Annotated in this window: 15 protein-coding genes; 8 read left to right on the top strand and 7 right to left on the bottom strand. The window is 70.8% G+C overall.

Annotation, left to right across the window (positions count from 1 at the left end; all coding sequences use genetic code 11):
- The first annotated feature begins 132 nt into the window (after positions 1 to 132).
- On the top strand, positions 133 to 801 hold the full coding sequence (locus G6O69_RS42100) for a prepilin-type N-terminal cleavage/methylation domain-containing protein (protein ID WP_172303879.1): 669 nt from the start codon (positions 133 to 135) through the stop codon (positions 799 to 801).
- A gap of 61 nt (positions 802 to 862) precedes the next feature.
- Complete coding sequence (locus tag G6O69_RS41555; protein ID WP_172303878.1) at positions 863 to 1,516, top strand: prepilin-type N-terminal cleavage/methylation domain-containing protein; 654 nt, start codon at positions 863 to 865, stop codon at positions 1,514 to 1,516.
- A 27-nt stretch (positions 1,517 to 1,543) separates the two neighbouring features.
- Here G6O69_RS41555 and G6O69_RS13320 read toward each other — a convergent pair whose 3' ends face one another.
- Both G6O69_RS13320 and G6O69_RS13315 read right to left on the bottom strand, forming a co-directional pair.
- A complete protein-coding gene (locus G6O69_RS13320; protein WP_172303877.1) occupies positions 1,544 to 2,200 on the bottom strand; it encodes a zf-HC2 domain-containing protein in 657 nt (218 codons plus the stop codon).
- Positions 2,197 to 2,883: a sigma-70 family RNA polymerase sigma factor gene (locus G6O69_RS13315; protein ID WP_217909821.1), complete on the bottom strand. Its 687-nt coding sequence runs from the start codon at positions 2,881 to 2,883 to the stop codon at positions 2,197 to 2,199. Before G6O69_RS13315 ends, G6O69_RS13320 begins: the two co-directional genes overlap by 4 nt.
- A 189-nt stretch (positions 2,884 to 3,072) precedes the next feature.
- On the opposite strand from G6O69_RS13315, the gene G6O69_RS13310 reads away from it, so the two are divergent.
- The 3 genes from G6O69_RS13310 to G6O69_RS13300 all read left to right on the top strand — a co-directional run bounded on the left by G6O69_RS13310 (position 3,073) and on the right by G6O69_RS13300 (position 5,123).
- Complete coding sequence (locus tag G6O69_RS13310; protein WP_172303876.1) at positions 3,073 to 3,702, top strand: RNA polymerase sigma factor; 630 nt, start codon at positions 3,073 to 3,075, stop codon at positions 3,700 to 3,702.
- A 69-nt stretch (positions 3,703 to 3,771) separates the two neighbouring features.
- Positions 3,772 to 4,575 (top strand): exodeoxyribonuclease III, encoded by an 804-nt coding sequence (locus tag G6O69_RS13305; RefSeq protein WP_172308222.1) that lies wholly within the window; start codon positions 3,772 to 3,774, stop codon positions 4,573 to 4,575.
- A gap of 32 nt (positions 4,576 to 4,607) precedes the next feature.
- Positions 4,608 to 5,123 carry a peptidylprolyl isomerase gene (locus tag G6O69_RS13300; protein ID WP_172303875.1) on the top strand — a complete coding sequence of 172 codons (516 nt, stop codon included), beginning with the start codon at positions 4,608 to 4,610 and terminating at the stop codon, positions 5,121 to 5,123.
- 488 nt (positions 5,124 to 5,611) lie between these two features.
- Here G6O69_RS13300 and G6O69_RS13295 read toward each other — a convergent pair whose 3' ends face one another.
- Both G6O69_RS13295 and pyrF read right to left on the bottom strand, forming a co-directional pair.
- Positions 5,612 to 6,145, bottom strand: coding sequence for a CopD family protein (locus tag G6O69_RS13295; protein ID WP_172303874.1), 534 nt, complete (start codon positions 6,143 to 6,145; stop codon positions 5,612 to 5,614).
- A 61-nt stretch (positions 6,146 to 6,206) separates the two neighbouring features.
- Positions 6,207 to 6,914: an orotidine-5'-phosphate decarboxylase gene (pyrF, locus tag G6O69_RS13290; RefSeq protein WP_172303873.1), complete on the bottom strand. Its 708-nt coding sequence runs from the start codon at positions 6,912 to 6,914 to the stop codon at positions 6,207 to 6,209.
- A 163-nt stretch (positions 6,915 to 7,077) separates the two neighbouring features.
- Between pyrF and G6O69_RS13285 the strand changes: the two genes are divergently transcribed.
- Positions 7,078 to 8,355, top strand: coding sequence for a rhomboid family intramembrane serine protease (locus tag G6O69_RS13285; protein WP_172303872.1), 1,278 nt, complete (start codon positions 7,078 to 7,080; stop codon positions 8,353 to 8,355).
- Between the two features lie 90 nt (positions 8,356 to 8,445).
- Here G6O69_RS13285 and G6O69_RS13280 read toward each other — a convergent pair whose 3' ends face one another.
- Both G6O69_RS13280 and G6O69_RS13275 read right to left on the bottom strand, forming a co-directional pair.
- Positions 8,446 to 9,465 carry a hypothetical protein gene (locus G6O69_RS13280; protein WP_172303871.1) on the bottom strand — a complete coding sequence of 340 codons (1,020 nt, stop codon included), beginning with the start codon at positions 9,463 to 9,465 and terminating at the stop codon, positions 8,446 to 8,448.
- Positions 9,462 to 9,872, bottom strand: a complete 411-nt coding sequence (locus tag G6O69_RS13275) for a CBS domain-containing protein (protein WP_172303870.1) — start codon at positions 9,870 to 9,872, stop codon at positions 9,462 to 9,464. The genes G6O69_RS13280 and G6O69_RS13275 overlap by 4 nt, the downstream gene beginning before the upstream one ends.
- Positions 9,873 to 9,960: 88 nt before the next feature.
- On the opposite strand from G6O69_RS13275, the gene G6O69_RS13270 reads away from it, so the two are divergent.
- Both G6O69_RS13270 and G6O69_RS13265 read left to right on the top strand, forming a co-directional pair.
- Complete coding sequence (locus G6O69_RS13270; protein WP_172303869.1) at positions 9,961 to 11,430, top strand: hypothetical protein; 1,470 nt, start codon at positions 9,961 to 9,963, stop codon at positions 11,428 to 11,430.
- On the top strand, positions 11,427 to 13,550 hold the full coding sequence (locus tag G6O69_RS13265) for a 4Fe-4S binding protein (protein WP_172301248.1): 2,124 nt from the start codon (positions 11,427 to 11,429) through the stop codon (positions 13,548 to 13,550). Before G6O69_RS13270 ends, G6O69_RS13265 begins: the two co-directional genes overlap by 4 nt.
- Before the next feature lie 124 nt (positions 13,551 to 13,674).
- On the opposite strand, the gene G6O69_RS13260 is transcribed toward G6O69_RS13265, so the two are convergent.
- A complete protein-coding gene (locus G6O69_RS13260) occupies positions 13,675 to 15,096 on the bottom strand; it encodes a hypothetical protein (RefSeq protein WP_172303868.1) in 1,422 nt (473 codons plus the stop codon).
- Between the last annotated feature and the right edge of the window lies 1 nt (position 15,097).

Raw genomic sequence — 15,097 nt, 5'->3', positions numbered from 1 at the left:
TTGCGGCATGCTCGAGACCTAAATTGTCACTCCTCTGAGGGGCGCGCAGACGCTCACATCAAGCATGCGCAATCATTCACTTTTAATGTTTTGCACCGTCGGCACGCGTGCTGCTTTTAGTACGAACAGACAATGCGCAACCGTCCACATCCGCGCAATTGCGCGATATCGAACCAGCGTGGATTCACGCTCATCGAGCTGCTGACGGTCGTCGCAATCCTGGGCATCATGGCCGCCCTCGCAATCGTCGGATACACGAAAAACGTCCGCAACGCGCGGCGCACCGAGGTGATCGGCAACCTGTCCAACATCGCGCTGCGCGAAAACGCCTTGCTCTCGCGCTATGGTCACTACGCCTCCACTTCGGTCGATGAGGACGACACCTACCCGGTGACCCCCGGCGAGCTCGCCAGCAAGGAGGGCGCGATCCAGTGGTCGATCACCGACGAGGGCTTCACCCGGGACTCGGTCGCCATCGACACCCCACTGTTCCGCGCCGGCGGGGTCGAGCACGGCTTCGACGTGCTCAATTTCATGCCCGAGGGCGGGCACAGCTGGTGCGCCTACGGGGTGATCTCCGGCGACGGGACCAACGGCGAGCACGGCGACGAGCCCCCGGCCTACCCCCTGGGCAGCGAGGTCTTCCCCGTCGGCGGCGAGCAGCTCGAGCGCTTCTACGCCCGCGATTGGTTCTACGCCTTCGCCAAGTGCGACTTCGACCGCGACGGGATCTTTTGGGAATTCACCACGGCTCATTTCACCACCGATGTATCGATGGGTGATAGCAACTTCGGGGAGTGAGCCCCCCAGACACCGAATACGCAGTAACCACATCGAGACGCCACAGGACAAGGATCAGACAATGCACATCGACATCAAAAAGCAGCTGAAGAACGCCCGCGGTTTCACGCTCATCGAGCTCATGATCGTGGTCGCGATTTTGGGCATCCTCGCCGTCGTCGCCATCCCGGCCCTGCAAAAGTACATGCGCAAGGCCAAGACCTCCGAGGCCAAGGTTCAGCTCGCCAAGATCTTCGACGCCAGCTCGGCCTTCTTCAAGGCGGAGCACGCTCAGCGCGGCGCGACTGGCTTCATCGGTGACGGCGGTCTGATCGAAGAGATGGCCCCACACCGCTGCCCCCACATGGAGGCCACCCCCGGCGGCGGCGAGGCCGGCGTGACCCCGGCCTTCGGTACCGACTGCAACGACGGCCCCGGCGGGCGCTGCGTCCCGGCCACCGGCGGCGGTGGCGGCGGCTACTACGACATCGCCGAGTGGAACGACAACGACGTGTGGAACGGCCTGAACTACCTCCAGGAGCAGGGCCACTACTACCACTACAACTACAAGGCCGTGAACGAGACCACCGGCTACGGGCGCTGCCAGTTCACCGCCCAGGCCTTCGGCGATCTCGACGGTGACCTGATCTACTCGACCTTCGAGCGCAGCGGCGCGGCCGACCAGCAGGGCGTCAACGGTGCCGCCGGTCAGTACGTCAAGGACGAGGTCGAGTAAGCCTCGGGCTCGTGAAGCGGCGGCCGCTCAACCTTCGTCGTCTCGACGCGACCCCGGCCGCTTCGAACAGCTCCCGCCGCCCTCTCCGAGCTCGAGCTCGGGGAGCAGGCCCTTGGCGCGCGTCGACGCGTCCGAGCAGCTCGCGTGGACTCGCGCGAGCTGCTCTTTGCGATCCGAGCAGCGCGAGCCGCCATGCGCGAGCTCGGCCTTGGCCTGCGCCTTGCCGCCGCCCGGGCGCTTCGAGCAGCCGACCCCCTCGAAGTTGATCTCGATCCCCGGGAGCGCCGCCGCGACCACTGCGGCGGCCCTCTCGGCGGGGGCCCTCTCCGCGGACTCGCCCTGATCCCCGGCCGTCTTGGCGCACGCGCCCAGCTTGGCTCCCCCGCGCAGCACCTCGCTGGCCGACAAGATCGCCTGGATCAGCCCCTCCGGCGGCGGCCCGTGCTTCTTCTTCTCTTCGGGGTCGAGCTCCGAGCGCCCACAGCGACGCACGAGCTCCACGGTCTGGCGGTAGCTCTCGAGGTAGTGCCCGCAGGGCGGACAGCGCCCGAGGTGCCGCGAGAACTCGTGGCCGGCCTGGGCCTCGAGCTCACCGTCGAGGTAGGTCATCAGGAACTCGCTGATCTCCCGACAGGTGAGCTTGGGCTCGTGGCCGTCGCCGCGGCCGTCGTCGTGCTCGCTCATGGTTCGCCGGTGAGTTCGAGCTCTCGCTCGAGGAGGTTTCGCAGCGCCTGCCGTGCGCGGTGCAGGCGGACCTTGAGGGTACCCCGACTGATGCCGAGGAGGTCAGCGCTCTCGGCGGTGTCGAGCTCTTCGATGTCGCGCAAGATCAGCACGGTCCGGTAGCCCTCGGGCAGCTCGTCGATCAGCTCGCGCACCCGCTTGCGGGTCTCCGCTCGGGAGACCAGCTCGTCGGCGCTCTGGACCCAGGGGCGATAGAGCTGCTCGGCGTGGCCGTCCTCGAGGAAGCGAGGCAGCAGCGCCTCGATGTCCTCGCGCTGGCCCGACTCGTCCTCTCGCCGGCGCCGACGCAGGCGCTGGAGCGCCGCGTTGATCGCGATGCGGTGCAGCCAGGTGCCCAGGCGAGCCTCCCCGCGGAAGCTGTCGAGGCTGCGAAAGGCGCTGAGGAAGGCCTCTTGAACGACGTCATCCGCGTCGGCCTCGTCCTTGAGCAGGCGCAGGGCCGCGGCCCGCAGCGGCCCGACGTGGGCGCGGACCAGGCGCTCGAAGGCGCGCGAGTCTCCCGCGCGCAGGCCCTCGATGATGGCGGCCTCGTCCTCGAGCGCCTCGGCATGCGCACTCTGCTCACCCCCGAGGGGGGCAGCGTGACTCGCGCCGCCTGGAGGCGCGCTGGACGCGTCACTCACGCCCCCTGATTAGCACGAAAGTCGGCCCGAACTGCCAAGTCGGCCCAGACCTGCCATGCAGGCCGCATATCGCCGGCTCAGTCCCACCCATCCGGGGAGGCGATGACTGACATCGACTTCTTTTGAACCGGCTTTTGTAACCCATCGGGCTCCAGCGCATCGAAGCATACGAACCCGGAGGACAGCAGCATGACCACCACCCATTCAGACCGCTACGAGGGGCTCTCCGAGCTCATGGCGCGCTATCTCGACGGAGATCAGCGCGCTTTCTCGGCGCTCTACAAGCGCCTGAGCCCCATCGTACGCCTGCAGATCCGCGGGCGGATCAGCGATCCCTCCACCGTCGAGGACCTCCTCCAGGCCACCTTCATGAAGGCTCACGGCGCGCGCTCGCGCTTCGCGGCCCCCGAAGGCGCCAACCCCGACCGCGCCGTCGCGGTCTGGTACTCGGCCATCGCCCGCAACGCGACCATCGACCACGTGCGCCGGATCTACCGCGAGCGCGCCGTCAAGGTCGGCACCGCAGGTGAGGAGACCAACAAGCTGATGACCACCCTGCGCGACCCCAGGCCGTCCAGCGAAGCGCTCGGCCTCGAGCGCGAGCGCGAGCTCGGCATCGCCCAGCGGATCCGCGCGGCGCTCGCGAGCTTGCCCCGCAGCCAGCGCGAGGTCGTCACCATGCACAAGCTCGAGGGCCGCCCCATGGCCGAGATCGCCGAGCTCCTCGGCGTCCGCGAGGGCACCCTGCGCGTGCGCGCGCACCGTGGCTACAAGGCCCTGGCCAACGCCCTGGGCAGCTTCGGCTCCGCCCCGACCTGATCCCGCGCGGCGGTGCGCGGCGCACCGAGCCTGGCCATCGTCGACGATTCGACGCAAAAAGCCCCGGCCATGGCTCGCGCCACCGCACCACTCAAAGTCCTGTCCTGGAACGTCAACGGCCTGCGCGCCGCAGCCAACAAGGGCTTCGGCGACTGGCTCGAGGGCGCCGGAGACATCGTCGGCGTTCAAGAGGTCCGCGCCTTCCCGGACCAGCTGCCCGAGGACCTGCGCACGCGCGCTGGCTGGCGCACCGACTTCGCCCCCGCGCAGCGCCCAGGCTACAGCGGCGTCGGCATGTTCGCCCGCCTCGAGCCCGACAAGGTCGAGCGCGCGCTCGGGGTCGAGCGCTTCGACGTCGAGGGCCGGCTCCAGCTCGCCCGCTTCGGCCGGCTGTTCATCGCCAACGTCTACTTCCCCAACGGCAGCGGCCCCAACCGCGACCACAGCCGCGTGCCCTACAAGCTCGACTTCTACCGCGCCGTCTTCGAGCTCGTCGAGCGCAAGCGCAGGGGCGGCTACCGGGTCCTGGTCATGGGCGACTTCAACACCGCCCACCGCGAGATCGATCTCGCCCGCCCGCGCCAGAACCAAAAGACCTCGGGCTTCTTGCCCGAGGAGCGCGAGGAGCTCGACCGCTGGCTCGCCGCCGGTTGGGTCGACACCTTCCGCCACCTCGAGCCCGGCCCAGGCCACTACTCCTGGTGGTCCCAGCGTGGCACCGCCCGCGAGCGCAACGTCGGCTGGCGCATCGACTATGTGCTCGCCACGCCCAACGTGCGGCCGTTCTTGCGCGACGCCTTCATCCAGCGTGATGTCAGCGGTTCGGATCACGCCCCCGTCGGCGTGGAGCTCGATCGCGGCGTGCTGGGTTGAGCGGCGCCGAGAATCGGTTACCCTCGGCGGCGATGGCCAACCCCACCGCAGTGTTCGATACGAGCGAAGGCACCTTCAAGGCCGAGATCTTCGAAGAGCAGATGCCGATCACCGCCGGCAACTTCATCAAGCTCGCGGAGTCTGGCTTCTACGACGGCCTGCACTTCCACCGAGTGATCCCGGGCTTCATGTGCCAGTTCGGCTGCCCCCACTCCAAGGACCCCAACTCCGGGCGCGCGGGCACTGGCGGGCCGCCCAGCGGCAACATCCAAGACGAGTTCCTCGACAACGCCAAGTTCTCCAACGAGCCGGGGACCTTGTCGATGGCGAACACCGGGCGCCCCAACAGCGGCGGCAGCCAGTTCTTCATCAACACGGCGCACAACAAGTTCCTCGACTGGTGGGACCAGAGCACCCCCTCCAAGCATCCGGTGTTCGGCCGCGTCAGCGAGGGCATGGACGTGCTCGAGAAGCTCGAGGGCTTCGGGAGCCGCGGCGGTCAGACCTCCAAGGCGCTGCGCATGAACAAGATCACGATCGAGCGCTAGGAGCCCCTAGAGCGGTTTCACCACCTGCTCCATCTCCGCAAGAGCGCGAGAGTCCGGCTGACCGGCTCTCGCGTTTTTCTTTGCCCGGCCAAAGCCGAGCCCGCCCTCCCGAAGCCGAGCCCGCCCTCCCGAAGCCGAGCCCGCCCTCCCGAAGCCGAGCCCGCCCTCCTTGCCCGAAGCGGAGCAGCCCTCCGACAAAGGACGCGCACAAAAGGGACAGCAGGGGACCCGCCGGGCGAGTTTCGCGTACGCCCAGCACCTCTCGAAGCGCCCCCCTCCTGGGAAGACCACGTCCGCCCGCACAAAAGAGGCCGACGTCAGCGAACTGTCTGAGCCCGGCGGGTCCCCTGCTGGCCCGTGCGCGCCTCCGCCGTCGAGACCCCCTCCCTCCAAAGAGCAAGACCCAAGCTCCCTCCAAAGAGCGAGACCCAAGCTCCAGACAAAGAGCGAGACCCAAGCTCCAGACAAAGAGCGAGGCCCGAGAAGAGTCAGCGCTCCCGAAGCTTGCGATAGCCGCGGATCCCGACCATCAATCCAATCCCGAGGGTCAACAACCCCCCCACGCCCCAGGCGATGCTGATCGCCGACTTGAACACGGCGAGGAAGACGATCGCGACCATGAACATCGTCCCCCCCTCGTTGAACACGCGCAGCTTCTTGCTGGTCCAGGTGCTCTTCCCAGCCGCCTGGTCGCGGCGGATCTTCCCGCACCACAGGTGGTAGCCCAGCAGCCCGGCCAGCAGGACGAACTTGATGTGCAGCCAGGTCTGCGCGCCAAAGTTCTCGAGCTGCACGACCATCGACAGCCCCCCGATGAAGGTCAGCACCGCCGCCGGGACCGTGATGATCTTCCACAGCCGCCCGGCCATGAGCTCGAGCTGCGGCTGGAGGATCGCCCGCTCGGCCTCGGGGCGCTCACCAGCCTCGGCGTGATAGACGAAGAGCCGGACGATGTAGAAAATACCCGCGAACCAGCTGATGAAGCCGACGATGTGCAGGGCCTTGGCGAGCAGGTAGGGCACGGTGCTTCGGGTCGGCGGGGGAGGTCTCGGCGGGGCGTCGACAGGGAATCGACAGCGTGACTCAGCTGGCGGCGGTGATCTCGGCGACGATGGCGTCGGCGGCGGCCGCGGGGTCTTGGGCCTGACGGATCGGCCGACCGACGACCAGGTGCGTGGCTCCAGCCGCGATCGCCCGGGCGGGGGTCATGACCCGCTTTTGGTCGCCGAGCTCGGCGCCGGCGGGGCGGATGCCCGGGACCACGCGCAGCAGGCCGGACGTGAGCGGGGTGATCCCCTCGAGCTCCTGACCGCTGCACACGAGCCCCGCGCAGCCAGCCTCGGCGGCCGCCCGGGCACGGATCCCGACGAGCTCGGCCGGCGAGCGCGTGTGCCCGGCCTGCTCGCAGGCGAGCTGGTCTTGGCTGGTCAGCACGGTCACGGCGAGCACGCCAAGGGTGCCACCAGATGACGCCTCGGCCTGCTCGACGCAGGCCCGCAGGTGCTCGACCCCCGAGCCAGCGTGCACGGTGATCAGCCGGGCGCCCAGGCCCGCGGCGCTGCGGATCGCCCCGCGCATGGTGTTGGGGATGTCGTGGAGCTTGAGGTCCAAGAAGATCTCGAGCTGCGGGTGACGGGACCGCAGCTCGCGGACGATCGCCGGGCCCTCGGCCACGAACAGCTCGAGGCCGATCTTGAGCATGCCGACGTGGCCGTCGAGGCGCTCGGCGAGGGCGAAGGCCGACGCGCGGTCGGGGACATCGAGGGCGACGATCAGGCGTTCGCGGGACATCGCGCGGACGCTAGCAAGTTCTCGCCCCGCCGTCAGCGCGACCGATCTGCGCGGCCAGAGGGCACGACTGATCGGCGCGGCGGGTCGGCGCGACAGGGCCGAAGCCCCGTCAGTGAGCGCAGGCGCTGGCGCAGCGGATCACGTACACTCGCGTCGAGGCGCCGTGACCCCCCCTTACGCATCCGCCCACGAGCGCGTCGACGCCCAGTGTCCGGCCTGCCGCCTGCACGCGCTGGTGCCCCTGATCCTCTACTCGGTCGAGCGTGGGCGCTGGGCGCCGATCCCCGCCAAGGGTCTGCCGCCGCCGCGCCCCGGCGCACCCCACCCCATCGTCGTACACATCGACGCCTGCCCCGTTTGCAACGGCGCGTGGTTCGACGCCGGCGAGCTCAACTTGCTCGCAGGCGGCGACGCCAACCTGGCCAACATCGAGCAGGCCCTCGACCCCCAGCCCAGGCCCTGCGAGCGCGCCTGCCCGCGCGGCTGCGGCATGCTGGTCGAGCGCGCCCTGCCAGGCAAGATCACCACCCCCATCGATCAGTGCCACCGCTGCGGCGGCCTGTGGCTCGACGGTAACGAGCGGGCCAAGCTGGCCAAGGCGACCACCCGCGAGGGTCAAAAGAGCCGCGGTGAGCTGCTCACGCGCCGCGGGGTGATCTGGGTCGCCCAGCTGATCACCCAGGTCCCCGTGGAGGTCGAGAACCCGGCCACGAGCACCCCCTGGACCGTGCTCTCCCTGCTCGCTGTGCTCGCTGTGTGCTTCGCCCTCCAGCTCACCGGCACCTTGGACCTCGGCGTCTGCATGCCGGGGGCCAACGGCCTGCCCCAGGGCCGCCCCTGCCTGGCGCCGATCGCCAACGCGCTCTTCGAGCAGTGGCACAGCCTCGGCCCCGCGGCCCTGGTCCAGGGCAGCTGGTACACGCTGCTGACCTACTGGCTGCTCCACGGCGGCTGGGCCCACCTGCTGGGCAACTGCTACTTCCTCTACGTGTTCGGCGACAACGTCGAGCACCTGTTTGGGCGCGCGCGCTTCTTGGCGATCTTCTTGGCGGCCGCGCTGCTCGGCGGCCTGGCCGAGGTCTTGCTGTCCAAGAACTCCGGGGCCCCGCTCGTCGGCGCCTCCGGGGGCATCGCCGGGGTGATGGCCGCGTACCTGTGGTGCTTCCCCCGCAACAAGCTCTTTCAGCTGATCTTGTTCATCCAGCTCAAGCTGCCCGCGTGGGTCTACCTGATCGTGTGGATCGGCCTCCAGGCGATGATGGCCGCGCTCGAGACCGAGGACGCCAGCGTGGCCTGGTGGACCCACCTGTTCGGCTTCATGACCGGGGCCGCGCTCACGCCGATCTTCCTCGCCCAGCGCAGGCGCGAGGTCTCGGCGCGGGTCCGCGTCCCCGCGCTCCCCTACACCCGCGGCGCCCCGGGCCACGGCCCGCCTCGCTGACCCGAGCCCGGCTGCTCAGAGCCCGGCTGCTCAGAGCCCGGCTGCTCGGAGCCCGGCTGCTCGGAGCCCGGCTGCTCAGAGCCCGGCTGCTCAGAGCCCGGCTGCTCGGAGCCCGGCGTCAATGCGCGCGCGCATGGTCGCGTCGACGCGGCGGTAGTGCGCGACGCGGATGTCGAGGCTGGCGTCCCCCGCCCGACGGACCGCCCGCGCGATCGCGTCGGCGATCCACTGCGGGTCGTTGTCGAACACGCCGCCGCCGAGGAAGGTCAGCCACACGACCCCGCTGCAGCGCCCGGCCGCCACGCCGGCCCGGGCGGCGAGCAGCGTGGCCTCGTAGGCGGCGTCGAGCACCGCCGTGGCCAGCGGCGCCCAGGCGCTGCGGGGCGAGCGGTCGTAGCCGCAGGAGAGCGCCGAGCAAAAGGCCTGCGAGACCGTGGTGGGTGCGCTGACCTCGGCAAAGCGCGACGCGAAGCTGACCTCGGCGCCGGTCTGCACGCCGATGCGCACGCGGTCCACGAAGGCCTCGCGGCCGCGGTTCGCCAGCGCATCCGCGGACGCGGCCAGGCGCTCGGCGTCGGAGAAGGCGTAGCCGTTGCGCACCGAGACGAAGGCCTCGGGCGCCCCGAGCAGCGCGAGCGCGTCGGCGAGGTTGTCGAGCTGGCGATCCGCCCGCTGCCCGATCTCGCCGGCGACGGGCGCGAAGTAGTTGCGATAGACCGTGGCCGCAGGCGCCGCGAGGGCGCAGGCCGGGCCCTGGGTGGGATCTTCGGCGTAGCCGGTCACCCCTTCTTCGGGGGTCGCCCGTGGATCCGCGAACTCCAGGCAATTGAGCTGCGAGGCGACCTGAAACATGGCGTCGCGGTTTTCGGGCAGGGCGTGCAGCTCGAGCACGTCGCCGATCCCCTCGTGGCGGACGCGCGCCCTGCCCGAGCGCGCCGGGGCGGCCGCCCGCAGCTCGGCGACGCTGGGCGTGGAGAAGCGCCCGGCCGCGAAGCGCCGGCCGTTGGCCCGCGAGCGCAAGCTGGCGCCCTCGGCCTCGACCTCGAACTGGGCCTGGGTCGCCTCCCAGGCGCCCTCGCGAAAGCCGAAGAGCTGCTCGAACCAGGTCATCCGCGAGCGTCGAGGAGCTCCGCGAGCGCGCGCAGAGCGTCGGTGGTCGTGAACACCCCGAGGACCTTGGCCGGGTGCTCGCGGTCGACGACGATCGTCGAGCCATAGTGGTGCTGGGCCATCTCGCGGGCGACCGCCTCGACGTGAGCCTCGGGCCCGCAGGTGAAGGGCACCGGGGTCATCACCTTCGACACGAGGATCTCCTCGCTGGGCACCGAGATCACGCTCTCGGCCACGGCGATATCGCCGTGACTGAGGATCCCGACCAGCTTGCCGTCGCTGACCACGGGCAGGTGATGCCCGCCCATGCGGTACATCCGGTCCTTGGCGTCGGCCAGGGTCAGGCTCTCGTCGATGGTCTCGGGGAGCACGGTCATGTACTGACGGACGGGGATGTGATCGGCCATGGCCCGCAGAGCATAGCGGCTCGGCCCCACCCGCAACCAGCTCGGCGCGGCTGCCCAGGGCCCGGCTCCAGGTGCTACCCTGCGAGCGATGCGTGGCGTGCTCGTCACCGGGCTTTCGGCCCTCGTCGCCGGCTGCCTGCCCGAGAACCCCGATCTCGACGACACCTCGACCTCCGCCTCGGACAGCGAAGGCGAGAGCGAGGACGACGGCGTCGAGGCCGTGACCGAGGGTCTGCTCGGCTGCCCGGCGGGGGAGCGCTGCACCCTGGTCGCCGTCAGCCAGACCCTCGACGATCGCGTCGAGCTCTACACCGCGGCCGGCCCCGGCGCGACCTATCGCGGCGCCTTCGATCTCGACTTCAAGCCCAACCTCCAGGGCGACAACAGCGGCGAGCGCCTCGACGAGCCCTACGGCCTGGCCTGGGACGGCGAGCGCCTGCACGTGCTCTTGGGCCACTACCCGACCCGCGAGCTGTCCTCGCTGCTCAGCCTCCCGGCGGCCGAGCTCGCCGCGTTCGGGGACGCGAGCTGGATCGACGCCGACGACCTCGCCAGCTTCGAGATCACCGGCCTCGAGGTCACCGAGGCCCTGAGCATCACCCCCGACCCGGCGGGCGGCGGCGCCTTGCTCGTCGGCGTGTTCGCCAACGACCTCACGGTCCCCGAGGCGGCCTGGACCGAGCCCAGCCAGGTCCTGCGCGTGCGCCCCGGCGAGGCCCCGCAAGCCACCGACATCGGCTGCGCGGGCGCCTGGTCCATGGTCGAGATCGCCGAGGATCGCCTGGCCCTGGCCTGCGACGGCGACGAGGCCATGGTCATCGTCGACCTGAACGGGGGCGGGGGCGGGGGCGGGGACGGGGGCGAGAGCGGGGGCGGGGGCGAAAGCGAGAGCCTGCCGACCCCGGCCTGCGTGGGCGACGTGCCCTTCTCGAGCAAGCGCGTGCGCTTCTTGGCCCCGGACCAGCTCGGCGGCGTGCTGCTCACCGAGGCCCCGACGATCGTCAGCACCACCGAGGACGCCCGGCTGTGGTGGTTCGACGGCGGCTGCGGCCTGCGTGGCTTCACCACCCTCGAGGGCGCGAGCTCCTGGGACCTGCGCCAGCTCGTCGCCCTGCCCGAAGAGCGCGTCGACAGCCTCGCCCTCGACGGCCCGCGCTGGCTGCTCGCCCGGGCCGACGGCGACGCCCGCGGCGTGCTCGTCCTCGCCGGCGACCCCGAGGCCGGCAGCGTCGAAGTCTGCGGGCGCCTCGACGCCCTCGACGCCGCCGGCGCCTGGACCCCCGAGGGCGGCGCCGAGCTGCTCGAGCCCCACGCCCTCGCCCTCGACGCCGCCGGCAGCGGCCTGGCCATCGGCGTCGGGCCGGCCAACGCAGACGTCGCGGGCCCCGGCTACGGCGAGGTCTGGTGGGTCGAGCTTGGCGAGGGCGACCCCTGCGAGGGCGGCGACAGCCTCGAGCCCGTGAAGCTCAGCGCCGCCGCCCCGGCCGTCGACCCGGCCGCGCCCCAGACCTGGCGCCGAGCCCCCCACGTCGTCGAGATCATCGAGGTCGGGCCATGAGCGAGCCCAGGCGGCGGCTGCCCCTGCACCCCTCTCAGCGGGCGCCCAGCCCCGACGACGATCCCCTCGCCCTACTCCGCGGCGGCCGCTTCGCCCGGGCCTTCGCCGTGGTCCTCGGCGTCATCGGGCTGCTCTGGATCGTCGCCCACCAGGTCGAGGCGGCCGCGCCCGAGGGCGGCGTCGAGGTGATCGAGAAGGTCCACACCAGCTTGCGGGCGACCCCGCCCAAGCCGCCCGTCGAGGACATCACCCCAGACCGCGGCGACACGCCGCCCCCAAAGCCGCCTGTCGAGGACATCACCCCAGGCCGCGGCGACCCCGACGAGCGAGGCGTCAGCGTCGATCGCTTCGGTCAAAAGCGCACCGCCTCCGGCGCGCTGATCCTCGAAGACAGCGACAACAGCGGCAACGACGAGGGCGAAGAGCTCGGCCTGTCCGCGCAGACCCTCGACACGCTCGACCAGGGCGGCTTCTTCGACCCCGAGGCCTTCGCCGACGCCAAGGTCGTCAAGACCAAGGCCTACGTCCACCTGATGCCGGGCCTACCCAACGAGATCGTCTACGTCGGCATCGGCCTGATCTTGCTGCTCTCCTTCGTGCTCTTCGAGCGCTACGGCAAGCGCAAGGACCCCCGGGGCAGCGGCGGCGGCGGCTCCCGGGACGCCCGGCCCTACTGGCGCTTCGAACTCACCCGCGCCCGCTGGCTGGCTCGCGCCATGAAACAGCGGTGGTTTCAGCCCGCCGTCCAGCTCCCCGTGGTCCTGGGCTTTTGCGCGGTGATCGTCGCTGGCTTCATCGGCAGCCAGGAGCCCGGCCGCAACATCGCGCCGGTGCTGACCTGGAACATCTGGTGGATCGGCCTGATCTTCCTGGTGATGTTCGCGGGCAACCTGTGGTGCTTCGCCTGCCCGTGGACCGCGATCCCCGACTGGGTCATGCGCCGCTCGCTGCTCGCCGTCCGCCGGATCCGCAGCCTCGGCCGCGCCTACCCGCGCTTTCGCCTGTGGATGTGGCCGGCGATCGTGCTCTTCGCCTTCGTCACCTGGCTCGAGCTCGCCTACGACGCCGCCAATCGCCCGTGGCTGACCTCGACCCTCGCCCTGCTGATGGTCGCCCTCGCCTGGCTGTGCCTGGTGCTCTTCGACCGCAAGGCCATGTGCCGCTACGTCTGCTTCGTCGGCCGGGTCTCCGGGCAGTACGCGACCATGGCCATGCTCGAGCTGCGCCGCCGCGACAACGAGACCTGCCGCGGCTGCGAGACCAGCGACTGCTTTCACGGCCGCGAGGGCGCCGGCTACCCCTGCCCGACCGGCGAGTACATGGGGGCGATGAACGACAACCAGTACTGCACGCTGTGCACGGAGTGCGTCAAGAGCTGCCCCCACGACAACATCGCCCTCAACCTGCGCAGCAGCGGCGCCGACCTGCTCCACCCCCACCGCGCCAAGCTCGACGAGGCCTACATGGCGATCCTGGTGTTCATCGTCAGCGCCTTCCACGGCGCGGCCATGATCCCGCTGTGGAAGTCCTGGGAGGCCGGGCTGCGCGGCTGGCTCGTCGATCACGACCTGCTCGGCAGCGGGGCGGTCTTCGCCGGCAGCCACGGCGGCGTGCTCGTGTTCACGATCATGATGCTCGCCTGCATCCTCGCCCCGGGGCTGCTCTACTGGCTGCTGTGCGCGGCCATGCGCCTGATCAGCGGCCGCCCCGACGTGTCCACGCGCAAGCTCTTCGTGCGCTTCGCCTACACCCTGCTGCCGATCGCGCTCTTTTATCACCTCGCCCACAACGCGACCCACGTGTTTTGGGAGTGGTCCAAGCTGCGCCGGCTGGTCTCCGATCCCCTCGGCTGGGGCAGCGACTTCTTCGGCACCGCGCGGGCGCCCTTGAGCGCGCTGTGGGAGCCCGAGACGATCTGGTACATGCAGCTGGCGCTGGTCGTGATCGGCCACGTCTACGGGATCTTCGTGGCCCAGCGCGAGGCCTTTCGAGTCTACGACGGCGACCGCAAGGCGAGCTTGCGGGTGCACATGGTGATGATCGTGGGCATGGTCGCGATGAGCCTGCTGAGCCTGTGGCTCCTGGCGCAGCCGATGTACATGCGCACGGCCGACATCTGAGCCCGGGCTTCAGGTCCGCGAGATGTGGTGACCAAAGCTCGAGCATCGTCGTCAAAAAGCCCGGGAGGTGCTCGCCGCGTAGACCTTGGCCATCTCGCGTCGAGTATCGCACGCGTGCGCGGGCTCAGACCCGCCAGCGCCACGTCCAGACCAGGGCCTGGAGCTGACGCTGGCCAGCGCTGTGAATGCCCAGCGCGAGCGCCAGCCCTGGCGTCCGCCGCATCGACCCGTGGCGAAGGCCCTCGAGCAGCGCCGCCTCGGACCAGGGCACGCCGCCGAGCAAGCGCGGCTGCGCGGCGAGCTCGGGCCGCCGCTCGGCCCACCATGCCGCGAGTGCCTCGGCCTTGGGGACCGGCAGCAGCGACTCGGCGTCGATGCCGAGCTCTGCCTCGAGGTCGTCATCCTCGAGCGAGGGCAGGCTGACCTCGCCCTCCCCGATCTCCCCGATGTCGCCGATACTGGCGGCCTCCCACAGGCTGTCGTCCTCCTCCGGGGCCCCCGCGATCGCGCGGAAGAGCTCACCGGCGAGGGGGCCGAGCACGGGATCCCCGAGCAACGGGAGCGCCGCGTCGACGGCCGCAGGGCGACCGCCAAAGCTCGCGGCCCACAGCGCGTCGGCGCGCTCGGCCTGCGAGCCCTCGTCGACCGCTCCACCAAAACGGGCGATCAGCTCGGCCTGAGCGGCCTCGTCACCGAGCAGGGCGAGCCACAGCCACGCGCGCCGGCGCAGGCCGGGAGGCGCTGCGCTGGCCATGGTCCGCGCGCACGCCCAGGCGCCGGGGAGCTGGCGGATCAGCCCGCTCTCGATCGCCTCGGCGCGCACCCACGCGTTGGCGTGCTCGAAGCAGGAGATCAGCGCGGCCGCGCTGCCCTCGTCGCTCGCGTGGCGGGCAGCCAGCGCCGCCGCGGCCACGACCTGCGCCTCGGCCCTCTGCAACAGCGCAGGCAGGCCCACCACGGCGCGACCGCGGCGGGCGGCGGCCAGCAGGAGCTCGGCGAGCCGCGTCGGATCCCCCGCGCTCGCGTCTGCGAGGCGCTCGTCGAGCCAGGCGTCGACTCTCGGATCTTCGGCGAGGCTCAGCGCAAGCACCCGCGCCGAGCAGCGCAGCGCTGCCAGAGGATCGTCCTGCGCCGACTGTGCCCGCGCCCGCCAGGGCGCGAGGGCGTCGAGCACCGCGTCCATCTCGTCCGCCTCGGCACTCGCCCCGCGCGGCTCGAAGAGCGTCGACCACTCGCCAGGCTCGAGCACGGCCATGGCCGCGAGCGAGGCGACCCCGGCGTCGGGCACCTCGCCGCGGAGGATCACCGGCCGAAGCACACGCGCGACGACCTCGGGACCCGCGACCCGCAGGCCGTCGAGGTGCGCCAGGATCCGCGCCTCGACGCTGGCGAGGGCCTCGAGGTCGAAGTCCGGGGCCTCCCAGGCCTCGAGCCAGCGCTCCACGAGCGCCGCGGCCTCGTCGAGGTGACGCTCGACGATCCACCACAGCGGACCGCCAGCGCGCAGCTCGACGCCTTCGTGTTCATCGCCGCGCTGCGTATCCATG

This window comes from Pseudenhygromyxa sp. WMMC2535 (genome assembly GCF_011083025.2).
This window is presented reverse-complemented; position numbering and strand designations above follow the sequence as displayed.

Excerpts from the sequence above, each read along its gene's own strand:
- G6O69_RS13260 (WP_172303868.1), bottom strand. The coding sequence starts at position 15,096 with ATGGATACGCAGCGCGGCGATGAACACGAAGGCGTCGAGCTGCGCGCT.
- G6O69_RS42100 (WP_172303879.1), top strand. The coding sequence starts at position 133 with ATGCGCAACCGTCCACATCCGCGCAATTGCGCGATATCGAACCAGCGT.
- G6O69_RS13305 (WP_172308222.1), top strand. The coding sequence starts at position 3,772 with ATGGCTCGCGCCACCGCACCACTCAAAGTCCTGTCCTGGAACGTCAAC.
- G6O69_RS13270 (WP_172303869.1), top strand. The coding sequence starts at position 9,961 with ATGCGTGGCGTGCTCGTCACCGGGCTTTCGGCCCTCGTCGCCGGCTGC.
- G6O69_RS13280 (WP_172303871.1), bottom strand. The coding sequence starts at position 9,465 with ATGACCTGGTTCGAGCAGCTCTTCGGCTTTCGCGAGGGCGCCTGGGAG.
- G6O69_RS13300 (WP_172303875.1), top strand. The coding sequence starts at position 4,608 with ATGGCCAACCCCACCGCAGTGTTCGATACGAGCGAAGGCACCTTCAAG.
- G6O69_RS41555 (WP_172303878.1), top strand. The coding sequence starts at position 863 with ATGCACATCGACATCAAAAAGCAGCTGAAGAACGCCCGCGGTTTCACG.
- G6O69_RS13320 (WP_172303877.1), bottom strand. The coding sequence starts at position 2,200 with ATGAGCGAGCACGACGACGGCCGCGGCGACGGCCACGAGCCCAAGCTC.
- G6O69_RS13265 (WP_172301248.1), top strand. The coding sequence starts at position 11,427 with ATGAGCGAGCCCAGGCGGCGGCTGCCCCTGCACCCCTCTCAGCGGGCG.
- G6O69_RS13275 (WP_172303870.1), bottom strand. The coding sequence starts at position 9,872 with ATGGCCGATCACATCCCCGTCCGTCAGTACATGACCGTGCTCCCCGAG.
- pyrF (WP_172303873.1), bottom strand. The coding sequence starts at position 6,914 with ATGTCCCGCGAACGCCTGATCGTCGCCCTCGATGTCCCCGACCGCGCG.
- G6O69_RS13310 (WP_172303876.1), top strand. The coding sequence starts at position 3,073 with ATGACCACCACCCATTCAGACCGCTACGAGGGGCTCTCCGAGCTCATG.